Source organism: Fulvivirga sedimenti (assembly GCF_020328055.1).
On record NZ_JAIXNE010000002.1, the window covers coordinates 370,741 to 388,940 of the forward strand.

Consider the following 18,200-nt stretch of genomic DNA (forward strand, 5'->3'; position numbering starts at 1 on the left):
CGTCTGGTAACTTGCAGTGATAAATACCGTGATTTTTTGTATTTTCGGAGGCAATATTCAGAACACCCAATGGAATTAATAAAGAAGATAATCAGATGGACTTTCGTGTCTCTTGGAATACTGGGTTTACTCATATTTCTCTTCCTCTATTTTGCCAACTACAGCGATGGATATCGTGCGGGTACGCCCATCAAGGTGAGCCGGAAAGGAACCATCTTCAAGACCTGGGAAGGTGAAATGAATATTGGCGGACTCACCAGCTCCGGGGATGGTGTCATACCCACAACCTGGGAATTTACTGTACGTGATGGCCAAAGCCAGGTGCGTGAAGATATTGACCGCGCTATCGAAAATGGCAAACGTGTTAAATTGTACTATAAAGAAAAGTATGTTCGGATGTTTTGGCTAGGTGATACAAAATATTTTGTATACAAAGTCGAAGAAATCCTGTAACGTCCTAGGGCAGTGCGAAAGCTACATAGTAATCTCCTGATGGAGATCCAAGCTTGCCTCCTCCACATGCTATTACCACAAACTGTTTCCCATTTATTTCATAAACCGAGGGTGTGGCAAAACCCGCTGCAGGTAACTTTGATTCAAACAATAGTGCTCCGTCCCTCTTGCGATAAACCCGAAACATTTGATCAGGGGTAGCCGCAATGAACAGCACACCCCCTTTGGTTGCAACCGGTCCTCCGTAATTCTCAGTTCCGGTTAAGATACCTCCTGTTTCAAGCCCCGGGTACTTCCCAATTGGCACTTTCCACCGAATTTTTCCAGAGACCAGATCGATCGCGTTGAGCGTACCCCATGGGGGACTTATGGCAGGAAGCCCTTCTGGAGTCGTTAGCTTCTCATAGCCCCGGATTGAATATCCCCGGAAAAAGGAAGAATCTGAAGGCAATTCCGTAATTCCCTCCCGATAATTCAGCACATAATCGGTTACTGCATCAACCTGTTCATCAGTCAGAAAACTTAAAGCTGGCATCATGCCGCGGCCTACTCTCAGCAGTTCACGCACGGTACGATCATCTGCCTTATTTTTCAATCCAATCAGACCGGGATAATTCCCAGCCCCTTCCAGCGCAGGACCATGACATGACAGGCAGTGCTCCTGGTAAATAACCTGCCCCTTGGTAAGACTTTCAACATTTCCGGATTTCCTGATATTCGTGATAATCCACGGAACTTCGTTGGCATTAATAAAAAGCATACTGCTTTCGGCATCAAAAGATGATCCTCCCCACTCCGCTCCACCGTCCAAACCCGGAAAAAAAACAGTTCCCTCTTCTGAAGGCGGTGTAAACAGGTGACCTGAATTATACGTCATAAACTGCTCTTTCAGGGCTTTGAATGAGGAATCTGGTATAAGGCCGTTGAGATCATCAACAGTCATCCGTTGCCTCATAAAGGGCTCTGGTTTTTGTGGGATCGGCTGGGTGACAGAAAGTACCTCCCCCTGTAAATGTTCATCGACCGGAACTTTCATTTCTTCAACTGGAAATACGGGCGCTCCGGTATCCCTGTCGAGAACAAATATCAAACCTGTCTTTGTTGCCTGAATAGCAACATCCCTGTTAACACCATCAACCGGTATCGTGGCAAGAACTGGCGGAGCAGGCAGGTCGCGATCCCAGACATCATGGTGAATCGTCTGAAAATGCCAGCGATAAGTGCCTTTTTCTGCATCCAGAGCGATTATAGAATTGGCAAATAAATTGTCCCCTAACCGGTCGCCGCCATAAAAGTCAAACGCTGCTGAACCCGTCGAGGCATAAACCACTCCCCGTCCTTCATCGAGACTCATGCCCGACCATGAGTTTGCTCCGCCTGCACGCATATAGGCAGTGCTGTCGTCCCAGGTGTCAAAACCATATTCCCCTGGATGGGGAATCGTATGAAAAATCCAAACTCTTTCTCCCGTTCGCACATCAAATGCCCTGATATGTCCCGGTGCCGCAGGGTTCGACTCAGATACCCGGGAGCCTAGAATTAAGAGATCCTTATATATAACCCCGGGAGAAGTGGCCGTAACATATAGTGATGTTGCATCACGGTCAAGCCCACTGCGCAAATCAATTCTTCCCTCAGTGCCAAATGAGCGATCTGGCAACCCTGTGAGTGCATCAACTGACAGTAAATAGGAACTCACAGCATAGAACAGCCGTTTCTTTTCTCCGTCTGTCCAGTAGGTTACCCCCCTGTTGGTATTCAGTGCTTCTGGCAATTCTTCAATAACATCCCTGGGATTGAACGTCCAGACTTCTTTGCCATTTGAGGCATCCAGCGCAAACAAACGCAATGATGGTGTCGTAGCGTACAGAATACCATCCAGTACAATTGGATTGCACTGTATTTGAGATCCTTCCCTGGCATCGCCCGTTTTATATTCCCACGCTACCTGCAGGCGGCTTACATTGGAAGTGTCGATCTGAATAGCTCCACTATACTGTGTGCGTGCGGGATCCCCCCCCGCTACGGTCCAATCGATGTTTGCAGACGGGCTTGTGGAACACGCGGCCGAAATACATAGCAGAAAATACAACAAGAATCGATTCATAATTCAATATAAAGGAGCATTCGCTTCGAAACAAAAAATCCTTTCCGGGTATTGAGAAAGACGACGGCCGGTTTAACAAAAGTTCAATGTCAATGTTTGATAGGATATAGGTTATGTGAAATGTCAAAAAACGCCATTATCATCGGTTCTGGAATAGCGGGAATTGCAAGTGCATTGCGATTAAGGAAAAAAGGATACGATGTAACTGTTTTCGAAGCTAATCCATATGTCGGTGGAAAACTGCATGTAGTCGAAAAGGATGGCTTTCGATGGGACGCCGGTCCTTCGCTCTTCACAATGCCGCACCTGGTTGACGAACTGTTTGAGTTACATGATATTGATCCCCGAACCCTTTTTAATTACAAAAGGAAAGAAGTGGTCTGTAATTATTTCTGGGAAGATGGTACGACGTTCAGTGTTCATGCTGATACCAACAAATTCATCAGCGAAGCAGCAAGAACTTTTAATACATCTGAAGTTTCGCTAAAGAATTACCTGAGGAATGCCAAGGAAAAGTATGACCTGACAACATCGGTTTTTCTCGAAAAATCACTTCATAAGGCTTCAACATACCTCTCCTTCGACACCTTAAAGTCACTCATCCAGAGTCATAAACTGGACATCACATCAACTTTAAACTCGACCAATAAAAAATATTTTTCCGACCCCCGGCTGGTTCAACTGTTCAATCGCTACGCCACCTACAATGGTTCATCACCGTATCAAACTCCGGGAGTTATGTCGTTGATTCCTCATTTGGAGATGCATTATGGATGTTTTCTTCCAAAAGGCGGGATGCACGCCATTACCAAAAGCTTGCATCAGCTGGCCATTGATCAAAAAGTTCAATTCAGGCTCAATGAACCTGTAAAGAAAATTCTTCATGAAAGTGGGGTGGCCAATGGTGTGCAGACAGAACAAGGCAGTTATTATTCTGACTTATTGGTTTGCAATATGGACATCTATTCCACATACAATCTTTTGTTGAAGGATCTGAAACGTTCAGATAAAATTCTCAGGCAGGAACGCTCCAGCTCTGCCCTGATTTATTACTGGGGCGTCGGCAGAACATTTAAGGAACTTGACCTTCATAATATATTCTTCAGTAAAGATTACCGGGAGGAGTTCAGGTGCTTGTTCAAAGAAAAAACATTCTCGGAAGACCCCACTGTTTATATTAATATCACAAGTAAGGACGAGACCGATGATGCGCCTGAAGGAAATGAAAATTGGTTTGTCATGATCAATGCACCTGCCAATTATGGTCAGGATTGGGAAACACTCAAAAAGATATCAAGAGACCGCATTGTCCAAAAGATCAACAGGATTTTAAAAACGGATATTGAAAAGTACCTGGTAACGGAAGAAATTTTAGATCCGATTCTGATTGAGAGCAGAACAAGCTCACATCGGGGATCGCTGTACGGAGCATCAAGCAATTCTAAATTCTCGGCCTTTTTAAGGCATCCGAACTTTTCAGGAAGACTGAAAAATTTATACTTCTGCGGGGGCTCTGTTCATCCGGGAGGCGGCATTCCATTGTGCCTTCAATCTGCCAAAATTGTAAGTGACTTAATACCAGACGCATGATCCGGGGACTCGAAATACGGCAGGAATTAATTTCAATACCCAGGCTGACCATCGGTATTTTCCTGGTCTATCTTTTTCATATTTCTGCATTGATTGGCGTGACACTGGGTTATCAAAACTGGTTCATTGAAAAAACGCCTCTAAATCTTTTTGCGATTTTCTGCCTGCTGGCATGGCTCTTCCCTATTGATTCAGGAAAAAAGATTCTCGCCGTTACAATGTTTTTTTCCGGAGGAATGATAGCAGAATGGCTCGGGGTTCATTATGGAATATTATTCGGCGTTTATGAGTATGGTGAAAATCTCGGCCCGAAAATCGACGGTGTCCCGTTTTTTATAGGGATTAACTGGGCAGTATTGGTACTGATCACAGGGGTTATTTCCAACAGGATCAAAGTTTCAAAATGGCTAAAGGTCCTGATTGGCGCCGGATTAATGGTGCTCTTTGACTTGTTCATGGAGGTGCCAGCCCCTGTATTTGATTTCTGGGTTTTTGAAGGAGGTATCGCCCCCTTGAGTAATTATATTGGATGGTTTGTAGTAGCTGCCTTCCTTCACACAGTGTTCCAGCACATTAAAATTGAAGGTGATTTTCTTTTCAGCTTGCATGTTTACATCTGCCAGCTGTTATTCTTCGCGTACTTCTATTTCTATTACGGTCTATAGGTAATTCATTTCAGGTATGGCGAAGTGAACCACGCCGACTTCATTACCCCTTCACTTTTCCGAGCCGGATCCCAATGGCTAAAAACAGCCAAACCCAGGGCATTCCATGAAGTAAAAGATCGAAATAATCCATGGCTTGCATGCCGGTTCCCCCGCCCATGACCCATCTTATTTTGCCCACAATATGGGGTTCAGGCACAAATGGCGCTAATCCGAGGGTCAGGCTGGCCAGCAATGGCATCAGTAAACTACGATAGCTTTTTTTCGATTGCGTCGAGTCGTTTTTCAATTTCCTGGAGTTTATGAATGATTATGATATGTGTTTTTTTTGCATCAATTCCTACAACACTTTCCTCGCTTGATATCATTGACGCAATTTCCTCGTAGACTTTTTCGGGTACAACCTTCGATTTCATAGCAGTATATTTTAAATGTAAAGTTCCGGTAAGACAGGCCCTTACTGTGTAACATGAGTTACAAACCAGTGCCTTAAATCCTCGTTAGTTTGTATAAATGTTTTCAAAAAACGAAATAGAAATGAATAAAATTGAAGAATATATTTTGAATGGTGCTCCGGTAATTGACGTGAGAACTCCACAGGAATTTAATGGCGCAAACGCACCGGGCAGTATAAATATACCCTTGAATGAAGTAACCATGCGGCTTGAGGAACTAAGAAGCATGCCTCAACCGTTAATATTGTGCTGCAGAAGCGGCAACCGGAGTGGACAGGCGGCATATTATCTTTCACAGCAGGGAATTGAATGTTATAATGCCGGTTCATGGACCGATGTGAATTATATATTATCAAAAAAGGCAAGTTAAAATGGCTGAAACCAAAAATGCTTCGTTTGATGAGTTGATCAACTCTGAAAAACCTGTCCTGGTCGATTTTTCGGCCGTATGGTGCGGACCGTGTCAGATGATGGCTCCCATACTTAAGGAACTTAAAACGCGCGTCGGGGAAGATGCGGTCATTATAAAAGTGGATGTTGATAAAAACAGGAAGCTGGCAATGGACTACCGAATCCAGGGTGTACCCACATTGATGGTCTTTCAGAAGGGAGAAGTGAAGTGGGGGCAGTCAGGGGTTGTCCAGGTAACCCCACTTGAGCATATCCTGAAACAATACATGCCCGCAAAGGCATAGGTGATAAGGCCGTGTAATCCGGCCTTATTTTTTTTGATTTAAACGGTATAGCAGAAGCGCAGCCCGTTTGGTTAGATCAGGCAAACGGTTTAGGTCGGCATATTCGTTGGCGGTATGATCATTTCCGCCGCTCAATCCAATCCCATCCATCGCGGCATCCACAAGTCCGGAAGTAAATGAAACATCCGCCGCTCCTGCACGGAGTGGATCTACAGCCGAAACCGGCCCCAAACCAAGATCAGATGAAACCGTACTGTACAGATCCAGCAACTCCCTGTTTCCCTGTGTTGGCGGCAATGGCGGATACCCTTCTTCAAAGGTTATCGCAGCCTCCGTTCCCGGCAAATGGGATGAAACGATTCTTTCCATGGTTTCTTTGGTCATGGCGAGCTGCTCAGGAGAAACCGCCCGGATATCACCGGAAACCACCACTTCACTGGCAACCACATTTGATTTACCGTATGCGGTACCACCGTCCTTTCCATTATCAAATTCAACTGCCGTGCCGCCCAGGATTACACCAGGATTAAAGGTTAATAAGGGCTCCTGGGAAAGTTCGTCATAAAATGCCTTCAAAATTCGGGAAGCCTCATAGATCGCTCCGGCACCCACCTCCTCCGAAAAAACCTGGGAACTATGGGCCGCATTTCCATTAACTTCAAGTTTCCATCGTATCGAACCCCTCCTGGAAATAACTGCCGTTTTGAAATTACTGTCCCCGTTTTCAAATCCAATAGCGACATCAGCCCATTCTGCAGTCTCAACCAGGAGCTGCTTCGACAACGATAACGGACTTCCACTTTTTTCTTCGTCACCCGTCATTACAACCCGGACATTCATATTCTTCAATGCACCAGCCTCGCGCATCGCCCGCAGGGCATAAAGAATGATTACATCCCCTCCTTTCATATCCACCACACCCGGTCCGCGCATAACCGAATCTCCGTCAATAGTATATGACTGATATGGATGATCCGGCTCAAAAACTGTATCCAGGTGACCTATCAGCATTACTTTCAGGTTTTCCGGTTTTCCTTCATGAGTTGCAAGAAGATGACCGGCCCTTCCAAATTCCTGGCCATCAACCCAGGATGTTTCAAATCCAAGTGCCTCAAATTCTTCCATTAGCACCTTGCCAACCGCCTGCACGCCATCGAAATTCATCGTGCCGCTGTTCATGTTGACCACTCGTTTAAGGAGTTCCAGCTGTTCCGGAGCCAGGGAATTTACTTCCTGCACTATCTTTTTTTCCGTACGGGTCAGTTGGGCACGGACAAGGCCTGAATGATTGAAAAGGATGAATACTGACAGAATTAAATACTTCATAGTTATTTCTTAAAGCACGAATTTACACCAGCTGGGGGAAACAAAAAAAGGGCGCCTCTCAGCGCCCTTCCCAACTTCACCCTGATTTGTCAGGCATCCTGAAGTTCTTTTTTAGAATGCTTCAGATTTGCCTGTGCTGCGGCTAATCGGGCAATAGGAACCCGGAATGGAGAACAACTCACATAATCCAAACCGGTCCTGTCGCAAAACTCGATTGAAGACGGATCACCTCCGTGTTCACCGCAGATACCCAAATGCAGCTCTTTATTGGTCTTCAGACCCAGGTCAACAGCCGTCTTAACCAAATATCCAACACCTTCATTATCAAGCACATTGAACGGACTTTCCTTCAATAATCCCTTCTTCAGATATTCCGGCACAAACGTTCCCATATCATCACGGGAGAATCCAAAGGTCATCTGAGTGAGGTCATTCGTTCCAAAGGAGAAGAAATCTGCATAACGCGCGATTTTATCTGCTGTAATTGCTGCTCTTGGCACCTCTATCATTGTTCCGATAGAGAATTTGATTGAAGCGTGTTTTTCTTCAAAAACAACTTTGGCTTCATTCAAAATAATTTCCCGCTGCATTTTCAGCTCTTTATAATCACCTACCAATGGCACCATGATCTCCGGAGTTACTTCGAGCCCTTCGGCGGAAATATTCAGTGCCGCCTCCAGAATCGCACGGGTCTGCATGCGTGTTATTTCAGGAAATGTATTACCCAGTCGGCAACCGCGGTGTCCCAGCATCGGGTTCACTTCACGAAGTTGTTCCGCCTTCCGGGTGATTTCTTCCACAGGTACGTTCAGTGATTTTGCAACTTCAGTCTGTTCTTCCAGTTCAAATGGAATGAATTCATGGAGTGGCGGATCCAATAAACGAATGGTAACAGGATACCCTTTCATTGAACGGAATATACCCTCAAAATCAAACCGCTGCATCGGAAGAAGCTTTTTGAGGGCTTTCTCACGTCCCGCTTCATTGTTGGCAAGTATCATTTCACGCATCGCTACAATCCGGTCTCCTTCAAAGAACATATGCTCTGTTCTGCAAAGACCGATTCCAGTAGCGCCAAAATGCCGTGCAACTGAAGCGGCATCCGGAGTATCAGCATTCGCCCGTACTTTCATACGTGCATGGCTGTCGGCAAGTGACATCAACTCTTCAAAGTCGCCTGTAAGTTCCGGTTCAACGGTATCAATTTTACCTTCATAAACATTACCTGTAGAACCATTCAGTGAAATATAGTCACCTTCCTTATATACCTTATCCCCTACTGTCATCGTCTTATTTCGGTAATCGATCGTGAGGGCTCCTGCTCCGGAAATACAACATTTACCCAATCCGCGTGCTACAACAGCTGCATGGCTTGTCATTCCGCCACGTGCTGTTAAAATACCATTCGCTGCGTACATCCCTTTCAGGTCATCTGCAGATGTCTCGATCCGAACCAGTATCACGGGTTCCTTACGTTCGACATAGGTAAAAACATCTTCCTGGAAGAAAACAATCTTTCCTGTGGCTGCACCGGGTGATGCAGGCAAACCATTGGCAATAACAGTAGCCTTATCCAATGCACCGGCTTCAAATACCGGGTGGAGGAGCTCATTCAGTTTTTCAGGATCCAGGCGTAACAAGGCTTCCTCGTCGGTGATAAGACCTTCTTCGCGCATGTCACGGGCAATTTTAAGCATGGCACTGCCGGTTCGCTTACCGGTCCTGGTCTGAAGCATCCAGAGACGTCCTTCCTGAATGGTGAATTCCACATCCTGCATATCCCTGAAATGCTCTTCCAGCAATTGACGGATATCCATCAGCTGATGGAAAATTTCAGGCATATATTCTTCCAATGAAGGATAATCTTCGGCGCGTTCCTTTTCACTTACGTGGGCAAACTTCGCCCAGTTCCTTGAGGCTTTCAATGTAATCTGAAGCGGGGTACGGATACCAGCCACTACGTCTTCACCCTGGGCATCAATGAGGTATTCACCATTGAAAACATTTTCTCCCGTCGCTGCATTCCTTGTAAATGCCACGCCGGAAGCAGATTCATCACCCATATTTCCATACACCATAGCCTGTACATTCACCGCGGTTCCTCCTTCATTGGAAATACCATGAATTTCACGGTAATGGATGGCCCGGGGTGTATTCCAGCTTTCAAACACTGCCATTATAGCGCCCCATATCTGATCCTTGGGATTCTGAGGAAAAGGTTTGCCGGCATACTTTTCAGTAGTCTCCTTGTAAAGCTGAACAAGCTCTTTCAACTGATCTACAGTGAGATCCTTGTCATAACGCTTTCCGTATTTGCGCTTTTGTTCCTCAAGAACGGTTTCATAGGGATTTTCACCGTGTTCATCTACCACCTTCATTACAACATCCCCGTACATCTGAATCAGGCGTCGGTACGCATCCCATGCGAAGTGGTCTTTCCCTGTGAGTTTGGCAAGACCTTCAACTGCCTCATCATTCATACCAATATCAAGAACCGTATCCATCATTCCAGGCATGGATTGTTTGGCACCGGATCTAACAGATAGCAAACATGGATTTTCGCTACTTCCAAAATCAGTGCCCATAACATCCTGGATGAAATGCAGGCCATCAAGGGCCTGATCGAATATCATATCATGTATTGCATCCCTCCCTTTTTGCTGGAAGAGCTTGCATACATCAGTGGTAATAGTAAATCCGGGAGGCAATGGAATTCCAATTCTGGCCATTTCAGCCAGGTTTGCTCCCTTGCCGCCCAGCAGGTCTTTCATTCCAGAATGACCGTCAGCGGTTCCGTTTCCGAATTTATAAACATATTTTTCCATAATAATTGGGCATTTGAGTATGGTTGAAGTTGCCCAAAACCTGTATCAAATGCCGTGACAATCATCATGGAAATACCTGATAATTGAGGTACGGTGAACTGACCTACATATATTGATTCAGAATGTTTTCGTAGCGCTCCTGCTGACCGCTGATTTTTGCGGGTTCTCCCATTTCCATTGCCAGATTCGCCAGCTGCTTCAGGTCGAGGTTTCCATTTTCAAAATCCTTTCCCGGACCGGAATCAAATGAAGCATACCGATTTTTAAGCATTGAAGGATAGGGTGATTCAGTCAGTATCCGGTTTGCAATGAGCAAAGCCCGTGCAAATGCATCCATTCCTCCGATATGCGCATGAAAGATATCTTCCAGATCGGTGGAATTTCGCCTGGTTTTTGCATCAAAATTAATTCCGCCGGTGGTGAACCCTCCGCTGGATAAAATAACCAGCATCGCTTCAACCAGCTCATATATATTCACCGGAAACTGATCGGTATCCCAGCCGTTCTGATAATCACCTCGGTTTGCATCAATGCTTCCAAGTACCCCTGCATCTGCCGCAACCTGTAACTCATGTTGGAAGGTATGGCTGGCCAGGGTCGCATGATTCACTTCAATATTAAGTTTGAAGTCATCCATCAGATTAAATTCCTGCAAAAATGCGATCACGGTTGCCGCATCAAAATCATACTGATGCTTGGTGGGCTCCATGGGTTTTGGCTCAATCAGGAAGGTTCCTTTAAATCCCTGTGATCGTCCGTAATCCCTTGCCTTGGTAAAGAAAGTGGCGATATGCTCCTTTTCCCGTTTCATATCTGTGTTCAGCAGGCTCATATATCCTTCACGTCCACCCCAGAATACATAATTCTCGCCACCCAGCCTGATGGTAGCATCTATTGCATTACGTACCTGGAAGGCGGCGTGTGTAACAACCTGAAAATCCGGATTGCTCGCCGCACCGTTCATGTATCGCGGATGACCGAAAAGATTCGCCGTTCCCCACAACAATCGTATACCGGATTCCTTCTGCTTCTCTGCAGCATAGGCAGTGATCTTATCGAGACGATCTTCTGACTCCTTCAGTGTAGAAGCCTCATCCACCAGGTCATAATCATGGAAACAGTAAAAGGGAATGCCAATTTTAGAAATGAATTCGAAAGCAGCATCCATTTTCTGGCGCGCAATCACATTGGCATCGCTTCCCACATTCCAGGGAAAGTCTTTTGTAGGCGCTCCGAAGGGATCCCCTCCCGTACCACAGAAGGTATGCCAGTAAGCCACAGCAAATCGCAAATGCTCCTCGAGCGTTTTGCCTGCCACAACCTGTGATGGATTATAATACTTAAATGCGAAGGGGTTATCTGAATCTTTGCCTTCAAACTGGATCTTACCGATACCTTTGAAGTACTCTTTGTCTCCTGTTACAATATTCATAGTGTTTTTATTAGTTTTTCAATAAGTATTTTCTTCCAGGCCTGATATAAATTCAGGTATTCAGACCTGCCTGCATCACTCGGTAAATAAGTTTTTTTCAGTTTTAGAGGTATGTCCTGCATCGAAGGATAATATTTCAATCCGACACCTGCAGCCAACGCTGCACCACGCGCCCCATCAGTATCGTACAACTCCACACGACAATTGGTGAGGTCGGTAAACAGCTGGCAAAATATCGGGCTCTTGAACATATTGGCATCTGCAACTCGAATGACAGATGGCTTGCTTCCGAGTGACTCCAAGACCTCAAAACCGTAGTACATTGCGAAACAAACACCCTCCTGAACTGCCCTGAAAATATGCGCATTTGAATGTCGGTTAAAATTAATTCCCAGCAGAGCCGCATCCATCTTTCTATTTGATAGCATCCGCTCTGCCCCATTACCAAATGGAAAGAATTGGAGTCCGTCGGATCCGGGATTAATTTCTCCCGCCATCTGATTGAGTTCGTCGTAGGGTTTGCCAGAATCTGCACTGATGCGCCTGATCCAGTTGTAGGCGATCCCGGTTCCGTTTACACACAATAAGATTCCATATTTTTTGCCTGCCTGGGATGGGTGTAAAAATGTATTTACCCTTGAAAGCTTGTCACCTGAAGGAATATCTGTAACCGCGTAAATAACCCCGGAAGTACCGGCTGTCGCAGCTACCTGGCCTGCCTCGGAGACTTTTAATGAAAGCGCGTTGTTGGGCTGATCACCTGCACGATATCCGATGGGAACACCGGCCTGCATGCCGAGTTCTTTTGCTGCACTTTCTCCCATGCGTCCCTGAAGACCAAATTCCGGAACCAGGTCCGGCACAAGCCCGCGTTTTACCCCCAGAACATCCAGCACAGGTCCTGATATTTGCCAGGATTCAAAGTCCCAGAATATGCCCTCCGATAAACCTGTGGATGTGGTGGAATATTCGCCAGTAAGACGGTACGCAATGTAATCTCCCGGAAGCATGAAACGATGTACACGATCAAAAATTTCCGGTTCATTTTCGATGACCCACTTAAGCTTTGATGCAGTGAAATTACCTGGCACATTGAGCAAAGTGTCGAAGCAATAGGATTCCTCCAATTGTTCTGTGAGCTGATCTCCGGCGTCTACTGCCCGGCTGTCACACCAGATAATGGCCGGACGAAGAACCCTGCCCTCTTTATCCAGCAGAACCAGGCCATGCATCTGATATGAAATACCAATGCCTTCAATACGGTCTGCACTGCCCGGATGCCCCGCGGTAACTCTCCTGATAGCCCGAACCGTATTCTGCCACCACATCTCAGGGTCCTGTTCAGCCCAATCCGATGATGGTGAATGAATCGGCATCTCTTCAGAAGGCTCGAAACAGGAGGCGACTGCACTCCCTGTTGCCAAATCGACAAGGGATGCCTTTACTGATGAGCTCCCCAGGTCAATGCCAAGAAGGTATTTTTGATCACTCATTTTTTTTCTTTAGGAAAATTCTATAACTTATGGTCATATTGACTACAAGTTAAGTATTATTTGTGAATCTTAAAAAGAAATCTTCAAAAATGTCTGATCATGCGATTATCGGAACTGTATCCATTGATTGTGTGATTTTCGGATTCAGGGATGATCAATTACAGCTGTTGCTGGTGAAACATGCCGATGGGATTGGCAAAGGTAACTGGGGGCTTCCGGGAGGCTGGATTTGGGAATCGGAAGGCCTGGATGATGCGGCATACCGAATATTGAAGGAACTTACAGGCATACGGGAGATTTTCCTCGAACAGCTGGGTGCCTTCGGAGATGTAGACCGCTATCCTGCCAGGCGCGTAATCACCGTCGCATATTTCGCATTGGTTAACCCGCAGGAATATGAGCTCATACCCGGATTTACCGCTGCGGAAGCGAGTTGGTTTCCGATAGATCAATTACCCGGTGTGCTGTATGATCATAGCAAGATCATCAATGCCGCCAAGGAACATCTCCGGCAGAAAGTACGACATGAACCGATCGGTTTCAACCTTCTTCCCGAAGAGTTTACCCTCCTGGATATACAAAAACTCTACGAGGCGCTGCTTCAGACACAATTAGACAAATCCAATTTCAGGCGGAAGATCAAACGGATGAATCTACTTGTAAAGTCAGAAAAAAAACAGTCGGACGTACCCCACAGGGCCGCCCAACTATATTCTTTTGACAGGACCATCTATGAAAACCACCGCAAGAACGGGTTCAGCTTCATGCTGTAGCATGCAGGTCCTATTTCTGTACTACTCTATTTTGAAAGTCGCAGCGTTCTCAATATTCTAAAGAGGAAGACCGTCGACACAGCCGCAACTACTCCAAGAATTCCGGCTCTGGAAAAATCACTGTAGATGATGCCTCCAATACAGAAAAGACTCGAATAGATGGCGATACATCCCAGGAAGACCAACAGGATCTGCTTGGGCATTTCCCATGCTTTACCTTCTTCTGCCTGATTGATTTCGATACCTTCTGCTTTAGCCTCCTCGATTACACGCTTCCAGCCCGGTCCGCCAGGATGGGTAAGTCGGTAGAAAGTCCGAAGGGTTTCTTTGTTTTCAGGTTGAGAAGAGAGCGTGGTGAGCAGCCAGGTGATGGTAACGACTCCGACAGTGATCAGCAGCTTGATCGTAAACGGATCCAGCAGCTGCCCTTCAAAAGCCGAATCTTCCACGACCAGCACCATGATCACGGCCATCAGTGTGGCAACTACCATCGCAACAATTTCTGTAAGTGCGTTTATCCTCCACCAGAACCACCGAAGGATATAGATCAGGCCGGTACCTGCGCCTGAAAGCAGCAGAATATCAAATGCCTGGGTCGCATCTTCCAGGAAGGTAAGCGAGAATGTCGCCGAGATAATCATCAGCACAACAGTTGAAATCCTTCCCATCCGTACCATTTGCTTTTCAGTGGCTTCCGGATTGACAAATCTTTTATAAAAATCATTCACCACATAGCTGGAACCCCAGTTAAGGTGAGTCCCAATCGTTGACATGTAGGCAGCAATTAAAGAAGCCACCACCAGTCCGAGCCATCCCGGCCCGAGTCTTGTTAACATAGCGGGATAGGCTACGTCATTTCCCAGGTATTGGTCAGTGATATTTGGAAATTCAGCCTTAATGGATGCCAGATCAGGAAATATGATCAGTGAAGCCAGCGCCACGATAATCCATGGCCAGGGTCTTAAGGCATAATGCGCGAAATTAAATAGTAGTGTGGCTCCGATGGCATTCTTTTCGTCCTTAGCCGACAACATCCGCTGGGCGATATAGCCACCTCCGCCTGGTTCTGCACCCGGATACCAAACTGCCCACCACTGAACGGCGATTGGAATGATCAATAATGGTATATACACCGAAGCATCTGAAAAGTCAGGCATAATATCGAGTTTTCCGGCAACATTCGGGTGATTGAACAGTGCTTCAAGACTGCCGATCTCCGGCTGTTCAATCGCCACGACGGCGGCCATCACCGCACCCAGCATAGCCATTCCATACTGAAAGAAATCAGCCCAGATCACTCCTTTAATTCCTCCCAGGGCCGCATAAAGGACAACCACAATGGAGGCTCCGACAACCACGGTTACAGGCGTTAAACCCAGCATAACCCCTCCTATCTTAATGGCAGCCAGCGTGACCGAGCCCATAATAAGGCAGTTGAATAATATTCCCAGGTAAAGGGATCTGAAACCTCTCAGAAACGAAGCAAGTTTCCCTCCATAGCGTATTTCATAGAATTCCAGGTCGGTCATCACATTCGATCTCCGCCAGAGACGGGCATAGATAAATACCGTGACCATCCCGGTGATCAGGAACGCCCACCATGCCCAGTTCTTAACTACACCATCTTCACGAACCATACCCGTCACAAGGTTAGGTGTATCAGCCGAAAACGTACAGGCAACCATCGAAATACCCAGCAACCACCATGGCATGCCCCTGCCTCCCAGAAAGAATTCACTCGTACTTTTTCCGGCGCTTCGCGAAGCAACCCATCCGATTCCCAATACGATTGTGAAAAATATTCCTACAATTACCCAGTCGATCGTTGATAATGCCATATGTGAATATTAAGATGAAACTCGCCCAATATATAAATATTTAATCTTATTTAAACCGGCCGCTTTACAAGTGGTTGTTTATTTATACAGACTTTGTTTTAAAATGAACAGTGGATTGCTCCCGTAATACCTGTGCGGCATACTCAGCTGTGATATCCCGCTGGGGATTTGCGAACATTTCATAGCCCACCATGAACTTCCTGACCGTTGCGGAACGTAAAAGTGGCGGATAAAATGAAAAGTGAAAATGCCATCCGTCGGTGCCTGCAGTACGAACAGGAGCATTCATCATTCCTGCGGAATAGGGAAAAGACGTCTGGAATAAATTATCAAAGCGCACAGTGGTTTCCTGGAGGATTGAGGCAAATGCGTCTCCTTCCGCCTCATCCATATCCGTGATCCGGGCAAAGTGCCTGTGGGGAATAATCATTACCTCGTACGGCCAGACAGCCCAAAAAGGAACCAGCGCCGTAAAATGTTCATTCCTGGTTATGATCCGGTCTTCCTTCTCCCATTCGGTATGAAGATAATCCGAAAGCATGGAGCGCCCCTTCTCCTTATAATAGTGCGCCTGGGTAAAAATTCTTTTTTCAATTTCAACGGGCACCGAAGATTCCGCCCATATTTGACCGTGCGGATGTGGATTACTGCATCCCAGCATTTCACCTTTATTCTCGAAGATCTGAATATTTCGTATGCCAGGAATAGCTGCAAGCTGTTTATATTCAGTCATCCATGCCGTTACGATCTTCCTGATCTCATTTACCGACATATCCGCCAACGTTTTACTATGGTCCGGCGAAAAACAGATAACCCGGCATATTCCCGGGTTGCCGGTGGCTTCTAAAAGTCCGTCCGACCAATGCTCCTCCGATCCACCGTTAAGGAGAGCAGGAAAGTCATTATCAAAAATAAAGGTGCCGGAATAATCGGGATTGATCTCTCCGTTGTTCCGGGTGTTTCGGGGACATAAATAACAGGTGCTGTCATAGGCCACAGGGCCCTGGGCAGCAATTGTTTCGGTTCGTCCTTGCCACGGGCGTTTCATGCGCTGCGGTGATACCAATACCCACTCGTTAGTCAGGGGATTTTTTCTGCGGTGGGGTTCTTCAAAGAGTTGGCTCATAATTTACAATTCACGGGTGCCATCTGTTGTCTCTGCGGTTATAAAAGTGGGCGTTTTACCAAATTTCTTAACATATTCAGAAATTACAAGGTCGCTAAAGGCATTCACATCTTCATTCTTAATAATATTGATCGTACATCCGCCAAAACCACCTCCCATCTGCCGTGCACCTAAAACTTTGCCACTTGAATGAGCCAGTTCAACCAGGAAATCAGTTTCATCACATGTGACTTCATAGTTTACCTTCATATCATCATGTGCTTCATACATTTGCTGTCCGACATCCGGCAGATCTCCGGCCTGCAGGTAATCTACAACACGCAGCACTCGGTTATTTTCACGGATCACATACGCGCACCGCCTGTAAACCACAGGATCCATATTTCCTTTGGTCCGTTCAAGCATTTCCAGAGAAACTTCCCTCAAAGAAGTAACATGTGGAAATTCCCTACGAACTATGTCCACACCGTTCCTGCACTGCTTCCTTCGTTCATTGTAGGCTGAATCAGCCAGCTCATGAGCCACATTTGAATTACACAAAAGCAAGCAGTATTCCCGTAATTGAAGAGGAACCTCGCGGTGCGTTTCATTCATGCAATCGATAAGAAGAACATGGTCCTTTTTCCCGAAAACGGATGCATACTGATCCATGATGCCACAGTCAAGCCCAACGAAGGAACGTTCCGCATTCAGGGCCATCCGGGCCATTGTGAGCGGTGCTAATTGTACCTGGTAAAGATTGGAAAGTGCCATCAGTCCGGCACATTCAAGGGCTGCAGACGAAGACAATCCAGCCCCCTGCGGAATATCCCCTGAAATCACCATACTAAAACCACGATCAATGGTAAATTTCTGCATAAATTCATGCAGAACGCCCAGGATATAATCCTGCCATCCGCCCACAGAAGCGAATTCACCAAGGCGGAACTGATATGTCTTGTCCAGATCGAGCGCAACGAGTGTACACTCATCTCCTTCAGAAAATCCCGCACAAATATAAACGGATTGATGTATCGCAGCCGGTAATACAAATCCGTTGTTGTAATCGGTGTGTTCACCGATCAGATTGATACGTCCTGGTGCACTTACGACAATTGAAGAATCGCCAAACCTGGACCTGTATTCCTCTGCAATTCGATCTGAGATATTCAAGGGAGTTTTTTATATTGGATTAAAACCAATATTGCCAAGTTTCCTGAAATAAAGCAAGCGGAAGACTATGCAGGTTATAAAACGAAATAATTTAAAAAACATTTCGGGATTCAGGCAATATGAATTATTATTGTATTTAGATTTAGTCTAAATAAAATGAACGATACATTTTTCCCTGAAGATACTTCCCTTGAAGGTTTTTTTTCCCGTGAGAACCTGATGTGTTCCTCTGAGTGTGAGATGAAAAAGTGTTGTAAGAAATTCAAGAAA

Annotated in this window: 16 protein-coding genes; 6 read left to right on the forward strand and 10 right to left on the reverse strand. The window is 46.0% G+C overall.

Going from position 1 to position 18,200, the window contains the following annotated elements; genetic code table 11:
* The first annotated feature begins 69 nt into the window (after nucleotides 1-69).
* Nucleotides 70-453, forward strand: a complete 384-nt coding sequence (locus LDX50_RS07945; protein WP_225697908.1) for a hypothetical protein — start codon at nucleotides 70-72, stop codon at nucleotides 451-453.
* 4 nt (nucleotides 454-457) lie between these two features.
* Here the strand turns inward: LDX50_RS07945 and LDX50_RS07950 are convergent, their stop codons facing one another.
* Nucleotides 458-2,560 carry a c-type cytochrome gene (locus tag LDX50_RS07950; protein WP_225697909.1) on the reverse strand — a complete coding sequence of 701 codons (2,103 nt, stop codon included), beginning with the start codon at nucleotides 2,558-2,560 and terminating at the stop codon, nucleotides 458-460.
* A 120-nt stretch (nucleotides 2,561-2,680) separates the two neighbouring features.
* On the opposite strand from LDX50_RS07950, the gene crtD reads away from it, so the two are divergent.
* Both crtD and LDX50_RS07960 read left to right on the forward strand, forming a co-directional pair.
* A complete protein-coding gene (gene crtD, locus LDX50_RS07955; RefSeq protein WP_225697910.1) occupies nucleotides 2,681-4,150 on the forward strand; it encodes a 1-hydroxycarotenoid 3,4-desaturase CrtD in 1,470 nt (489 codons plus the stop codon).
* Nucleotides 4,147-4,815, forward strand: a complete 669-nt coding sequence (locus LDX50_RS07960; protein WP_225697911.1) for a carotenoid biosynthesis protein — start codon at nucleotides 4,147-4,149, stop codon at nucleotides 4,813-4,815. The genes crtD and LDX50_RS07960 overlap by 4 nt, the downstream gene beginning before the upstream one ends.
* Nucleotides 4,816-4,858: 43 nt before the next feature.
* Here LDX50_RS07960 and LDX50_RS07965 read toward each other — a convergent pair whose 3' ends face one another.
* Both LDX50_RS07965 and LDX50_RS07970 read right to left on the reverse strand, forming a co-directional pair.
* Entirely contained in the window at nucleotides 4,859-5,104 is a 246-nt protein-coding gene (locus LDX50_RS07965; RefSeq protein ID WP_420828561.1) for a hypothetical protein, read from the reverse strand.
* The gene (locus LDX50_RS07970) at nucleotides 5,064-5,231 is read right to left on the reverse strand and encodes a hypothetical protein (RefSeq protein WP_225697912.1); all 168 of its coding nucleotides are present in this window, start codon (nucleotides 5,229-5,231) and stop codon (nucleotides 5,064-5,066) included. Before LDX50_RS07970 ends, LDX50_RS07965 begins: the two co-directional genes overlap by 41 nt.
* A gap of 121 nt (nucleotides 5,232-5,352) precedes the next feature.
* On the opposite strand from LDX50_RS07970, the gene LDX50_RS07975 reads away from it, so the two are divergent.
* Nucleotides 5,353-5,640 (forward strand): rhodanese-like domain-containing protein, encoded by a 288-nt coding sequence (locus LDX50_RS07975; RefSeq protein ID WP_225697913.1) that lies wholly within the window; start codon nucleotides 5,353-5,355, stop codon nucleotides 5,638-5,640.
* Between the two features lies 1 nt (nucleotide 5,641).
* A complete protein-coding gene (gene trxA / locus LDX50_RS07980; protein ID WP_225697914.1) occupies nucleotides 5,642-5,965 on the forward strand; it encodes a thioredoxin in 324 nt (107 codons plus the stop codon).
* A 24-nt stretch (nucleotides 5,966-5,989) separates the two neighbouring features.
* Here trxA and LDX50_RS07985 read toward each other — a convergent pair whose 3' ends face one another.
* From LDX50_RS07985 to LDX50_RS08000, 4 genes are all read right to left on the reverse strand, one after another.
* Complete coding sequence (locus LDX50_RS07985; RefSeq protein WP_225697915.1) at nucleotides 5,990-7,291, reverse strand: M20 family metallopeptidase; 1,302 nt, start codon at nucleotides 7,289-7,291, stop codon at nucleotides 5,990-5,992.
* Between the two features lie 89 nt (nucleotides 7,292-7,380).
* Nucleotides 7,381-10,116, reverse strand: coding sequence for a pyruvate, phosphate dikinase (gene ppdK / locus LDX50_RS07990; RefSeq protein ID WP_225697916.1), 2,736 nt, complete (start codon nucleotides 10,114-10,116; stop codon nucleotides 7,381-7,383).
* Nucleotides 10,117-10,219: 103 nt separating this feature from the next.
* Nucleotides 10,220-11,548, reverse strand: coding sequence for a xylose isomerase (xylA, locus tag LDX50_RS07995; RefSeq protein ID WP_225697917.1), 1,329 nt, complete (start codon nucleotides 11,546-11,548; stop codon nucleotides 10,220-10,222).
* The gene (locus LDX50_RS08000) at nucleotides 11,545-13,041 is read right to left on the reverse strand and encodes a xylulokinase (RefSeq protein ID WP_225697918.1); all 1,497 of its coding nucleotides are present in this window, start codon (nucleotides 13,039-13,041) and stop codon (nucleotides 11,545-11,547) included. The genes xylA and LDX50_RS08000 overlap by 4 nt, the downstream gene beginning before the upstream one ends.
* An 89-nt stretch (nucleotides 13,042-13,130) precedes the next feature.
* Here LDX50_RS08000 and LDX50_RS08005 point away from each other — a divergent pair, with 89 nt between their 5' ends.
* Nucleotides 13,131-13,814 carry an NUDIX hydrolase gene (locus LDX50_RS08005; RefSeq protein WP_225697919.1) on the forward strand — a complete coding sequence of 228 codons (684 nt, stop codon included), beginning with the start codon at nucleotides 13,131-13,133 and terminating at the stop codon, nucleotides 13,812-13,814.
* 26 nt (nucleotides 13,815-13,840) lie between these two features.
* On the opposite strand, the gene LDX50_RS08010 is transcribed toward LDX50_RS08005, so the two are convergent.
* From LDX50_RS08010 to galK, 3 genes are all read right to left on the reverse strand, one after another.
* Nucleotides 13,841-15,652: a sodium:solute symporter family protein gene (locus LDX50_RS08010; protein WP_225697920.1), complete on the reverse strand. Its 1,812-nt coding sequence runs from the start codon at nucleotides 15,650-15,652 to the stop codon at nucleotides 13,841-13,843.
* A gap of 82 nt (nucleotides 15,653-15,734) precedes the next feature.
* Nucleotides 15,735-16,778 carry a UDP-glucose--hexose-1-phosphate uridylyltransferase gene (locus tag LDX50_RS08015; RefSeq protein WP_225697921.1) on the reverse strand — a complete coding sequence of 348 codons (1,044 nt, stop codon included), beginning with the start codon at nucleotides 16,776-16,778 and terminating at the stop codon, nucleotides 15,735-15,737.
* Between the two features lie 3 nt (nucleotides 16,779-16,781).
* Nucleotides 16,782-17,930 carry a galactokinase gene (gene galK, locus LDX50_RS08020; RefSeq protein ID WP_225697922.1) on the reverse strand — a complete coding sequence of 383 codons (1,149 nt, stop codon included), beginning with the start codon at nucleotides 17,928-17,930 and terminating at the stop codon, nucleotides 16,782-16,784.
* Between the last annotated feature and the right edge of the window lie 270 nt (nucleotides 17,931-18,200).

What these genes read in the sequence shown, in the direction of transcription:
- LDX50_RS07945 (WP_225697908.1), top strand. Translation starts at nt 70, where the DNA reads ATGGAATTAATAAAGAAGATAATCAGATGGACTTTCGTGTCTCTTGGA.
- LDX50_RS07950 (WP_225697909.1), bottom strand. Translation starts at nt 2,560, where the DNA reads ATGAATCGATTCTTGTTGTATTTTCTGCTATGTATTTCGGCCGCGTGT.
- crtD (WP_225697910.1), top strand. Translation starts at nt 2,681, where the DNA reads ATGTCAAAAAACGCCATTATCATCGGTTCTGGAATAGCGGGAATTGCA.
- LDX50_RS07960 (WP_225697911.1), top strand. Translation starts at nt 4,147, where the DNA reads ATGATCCGGGGACTCGAAATACGGCAGGAATTAATTTCAATACCCAGG.
- LDX50_RS07970 (WP_225697912.1), bottom strand. Translation starts at nt 5,231, where the DNA reads ATGAAATCGAAGGTTGTACCCGAAAAAGTCTACGAGGAAATTGCGTCA.
- LDX50_RS07975 (WP_225697913.1), top strand. Translation starts at nt 5,353, where the DNA reads ATGAATAAAATTGAAGAATATATTTTGAATGGTGCTCCGGTAATTGAC.
- trxA (WP_225697914.1), top strand. Translation starts at nt 5,642, where the DNA reads ATGGCTGAAACCAAAAATGCTTCGTTTGATGAGTTGATCAACTCTGAA.
- LDX50_RS07985 (WP_225697915.1), bottom strand. Translation starts at nt 7,291, where the DNA reads ATGAAGTATTTAATTCTGTCAGTATTCATCCTTTTCAATCATTCAGGC.
- ppdK (WP_225697916.1), bottom strand. Translation starts at nt 10,116, where the DNA reads ATGGAAAAATATGTTTATAAATTCGGAAACGGAACCGCTGACGGTCAT.
- xylA (WP_225697917.1), bottom strand. Translation starts at nt 11,548, where the DNA reads ATGAATATTGTAACAGGAGACAAAGAGTACTTCAAAGGTATCGGTAAG.
- LDX50_RS08000 (WP_225697918.1), bottom strand. Translation starts at nt 13,041, where the DNA reads ATGAGTGATCAAAAATACCTTCTTGGCATTGACCTGGGGAGCTCATCA.
- LDX50_RS08005 (WP_225697919.1), top strand. Translation starts at nt 13,131, where the DNA reads ATGTCTGATCATGCGATTATCGGAACTGTATCCATTGATTGTGTGATT.
- LDX50_RS08010 (WP_225697920.1), bottom strand. Translation starts at nt 15,652, where the DNA reads ATGGCATTATCAACGATCGACTGGGTAATTGTAGGAATATTTTTCACA.
- LDX50_RS08015 (WP_225697921.1), bottom strand. Translation starts at nt 16,778, where the DNA reads ATGAGCCAACTCTTTGAAGAACCCCACCGCAGAAAAAATCCCCTGACT.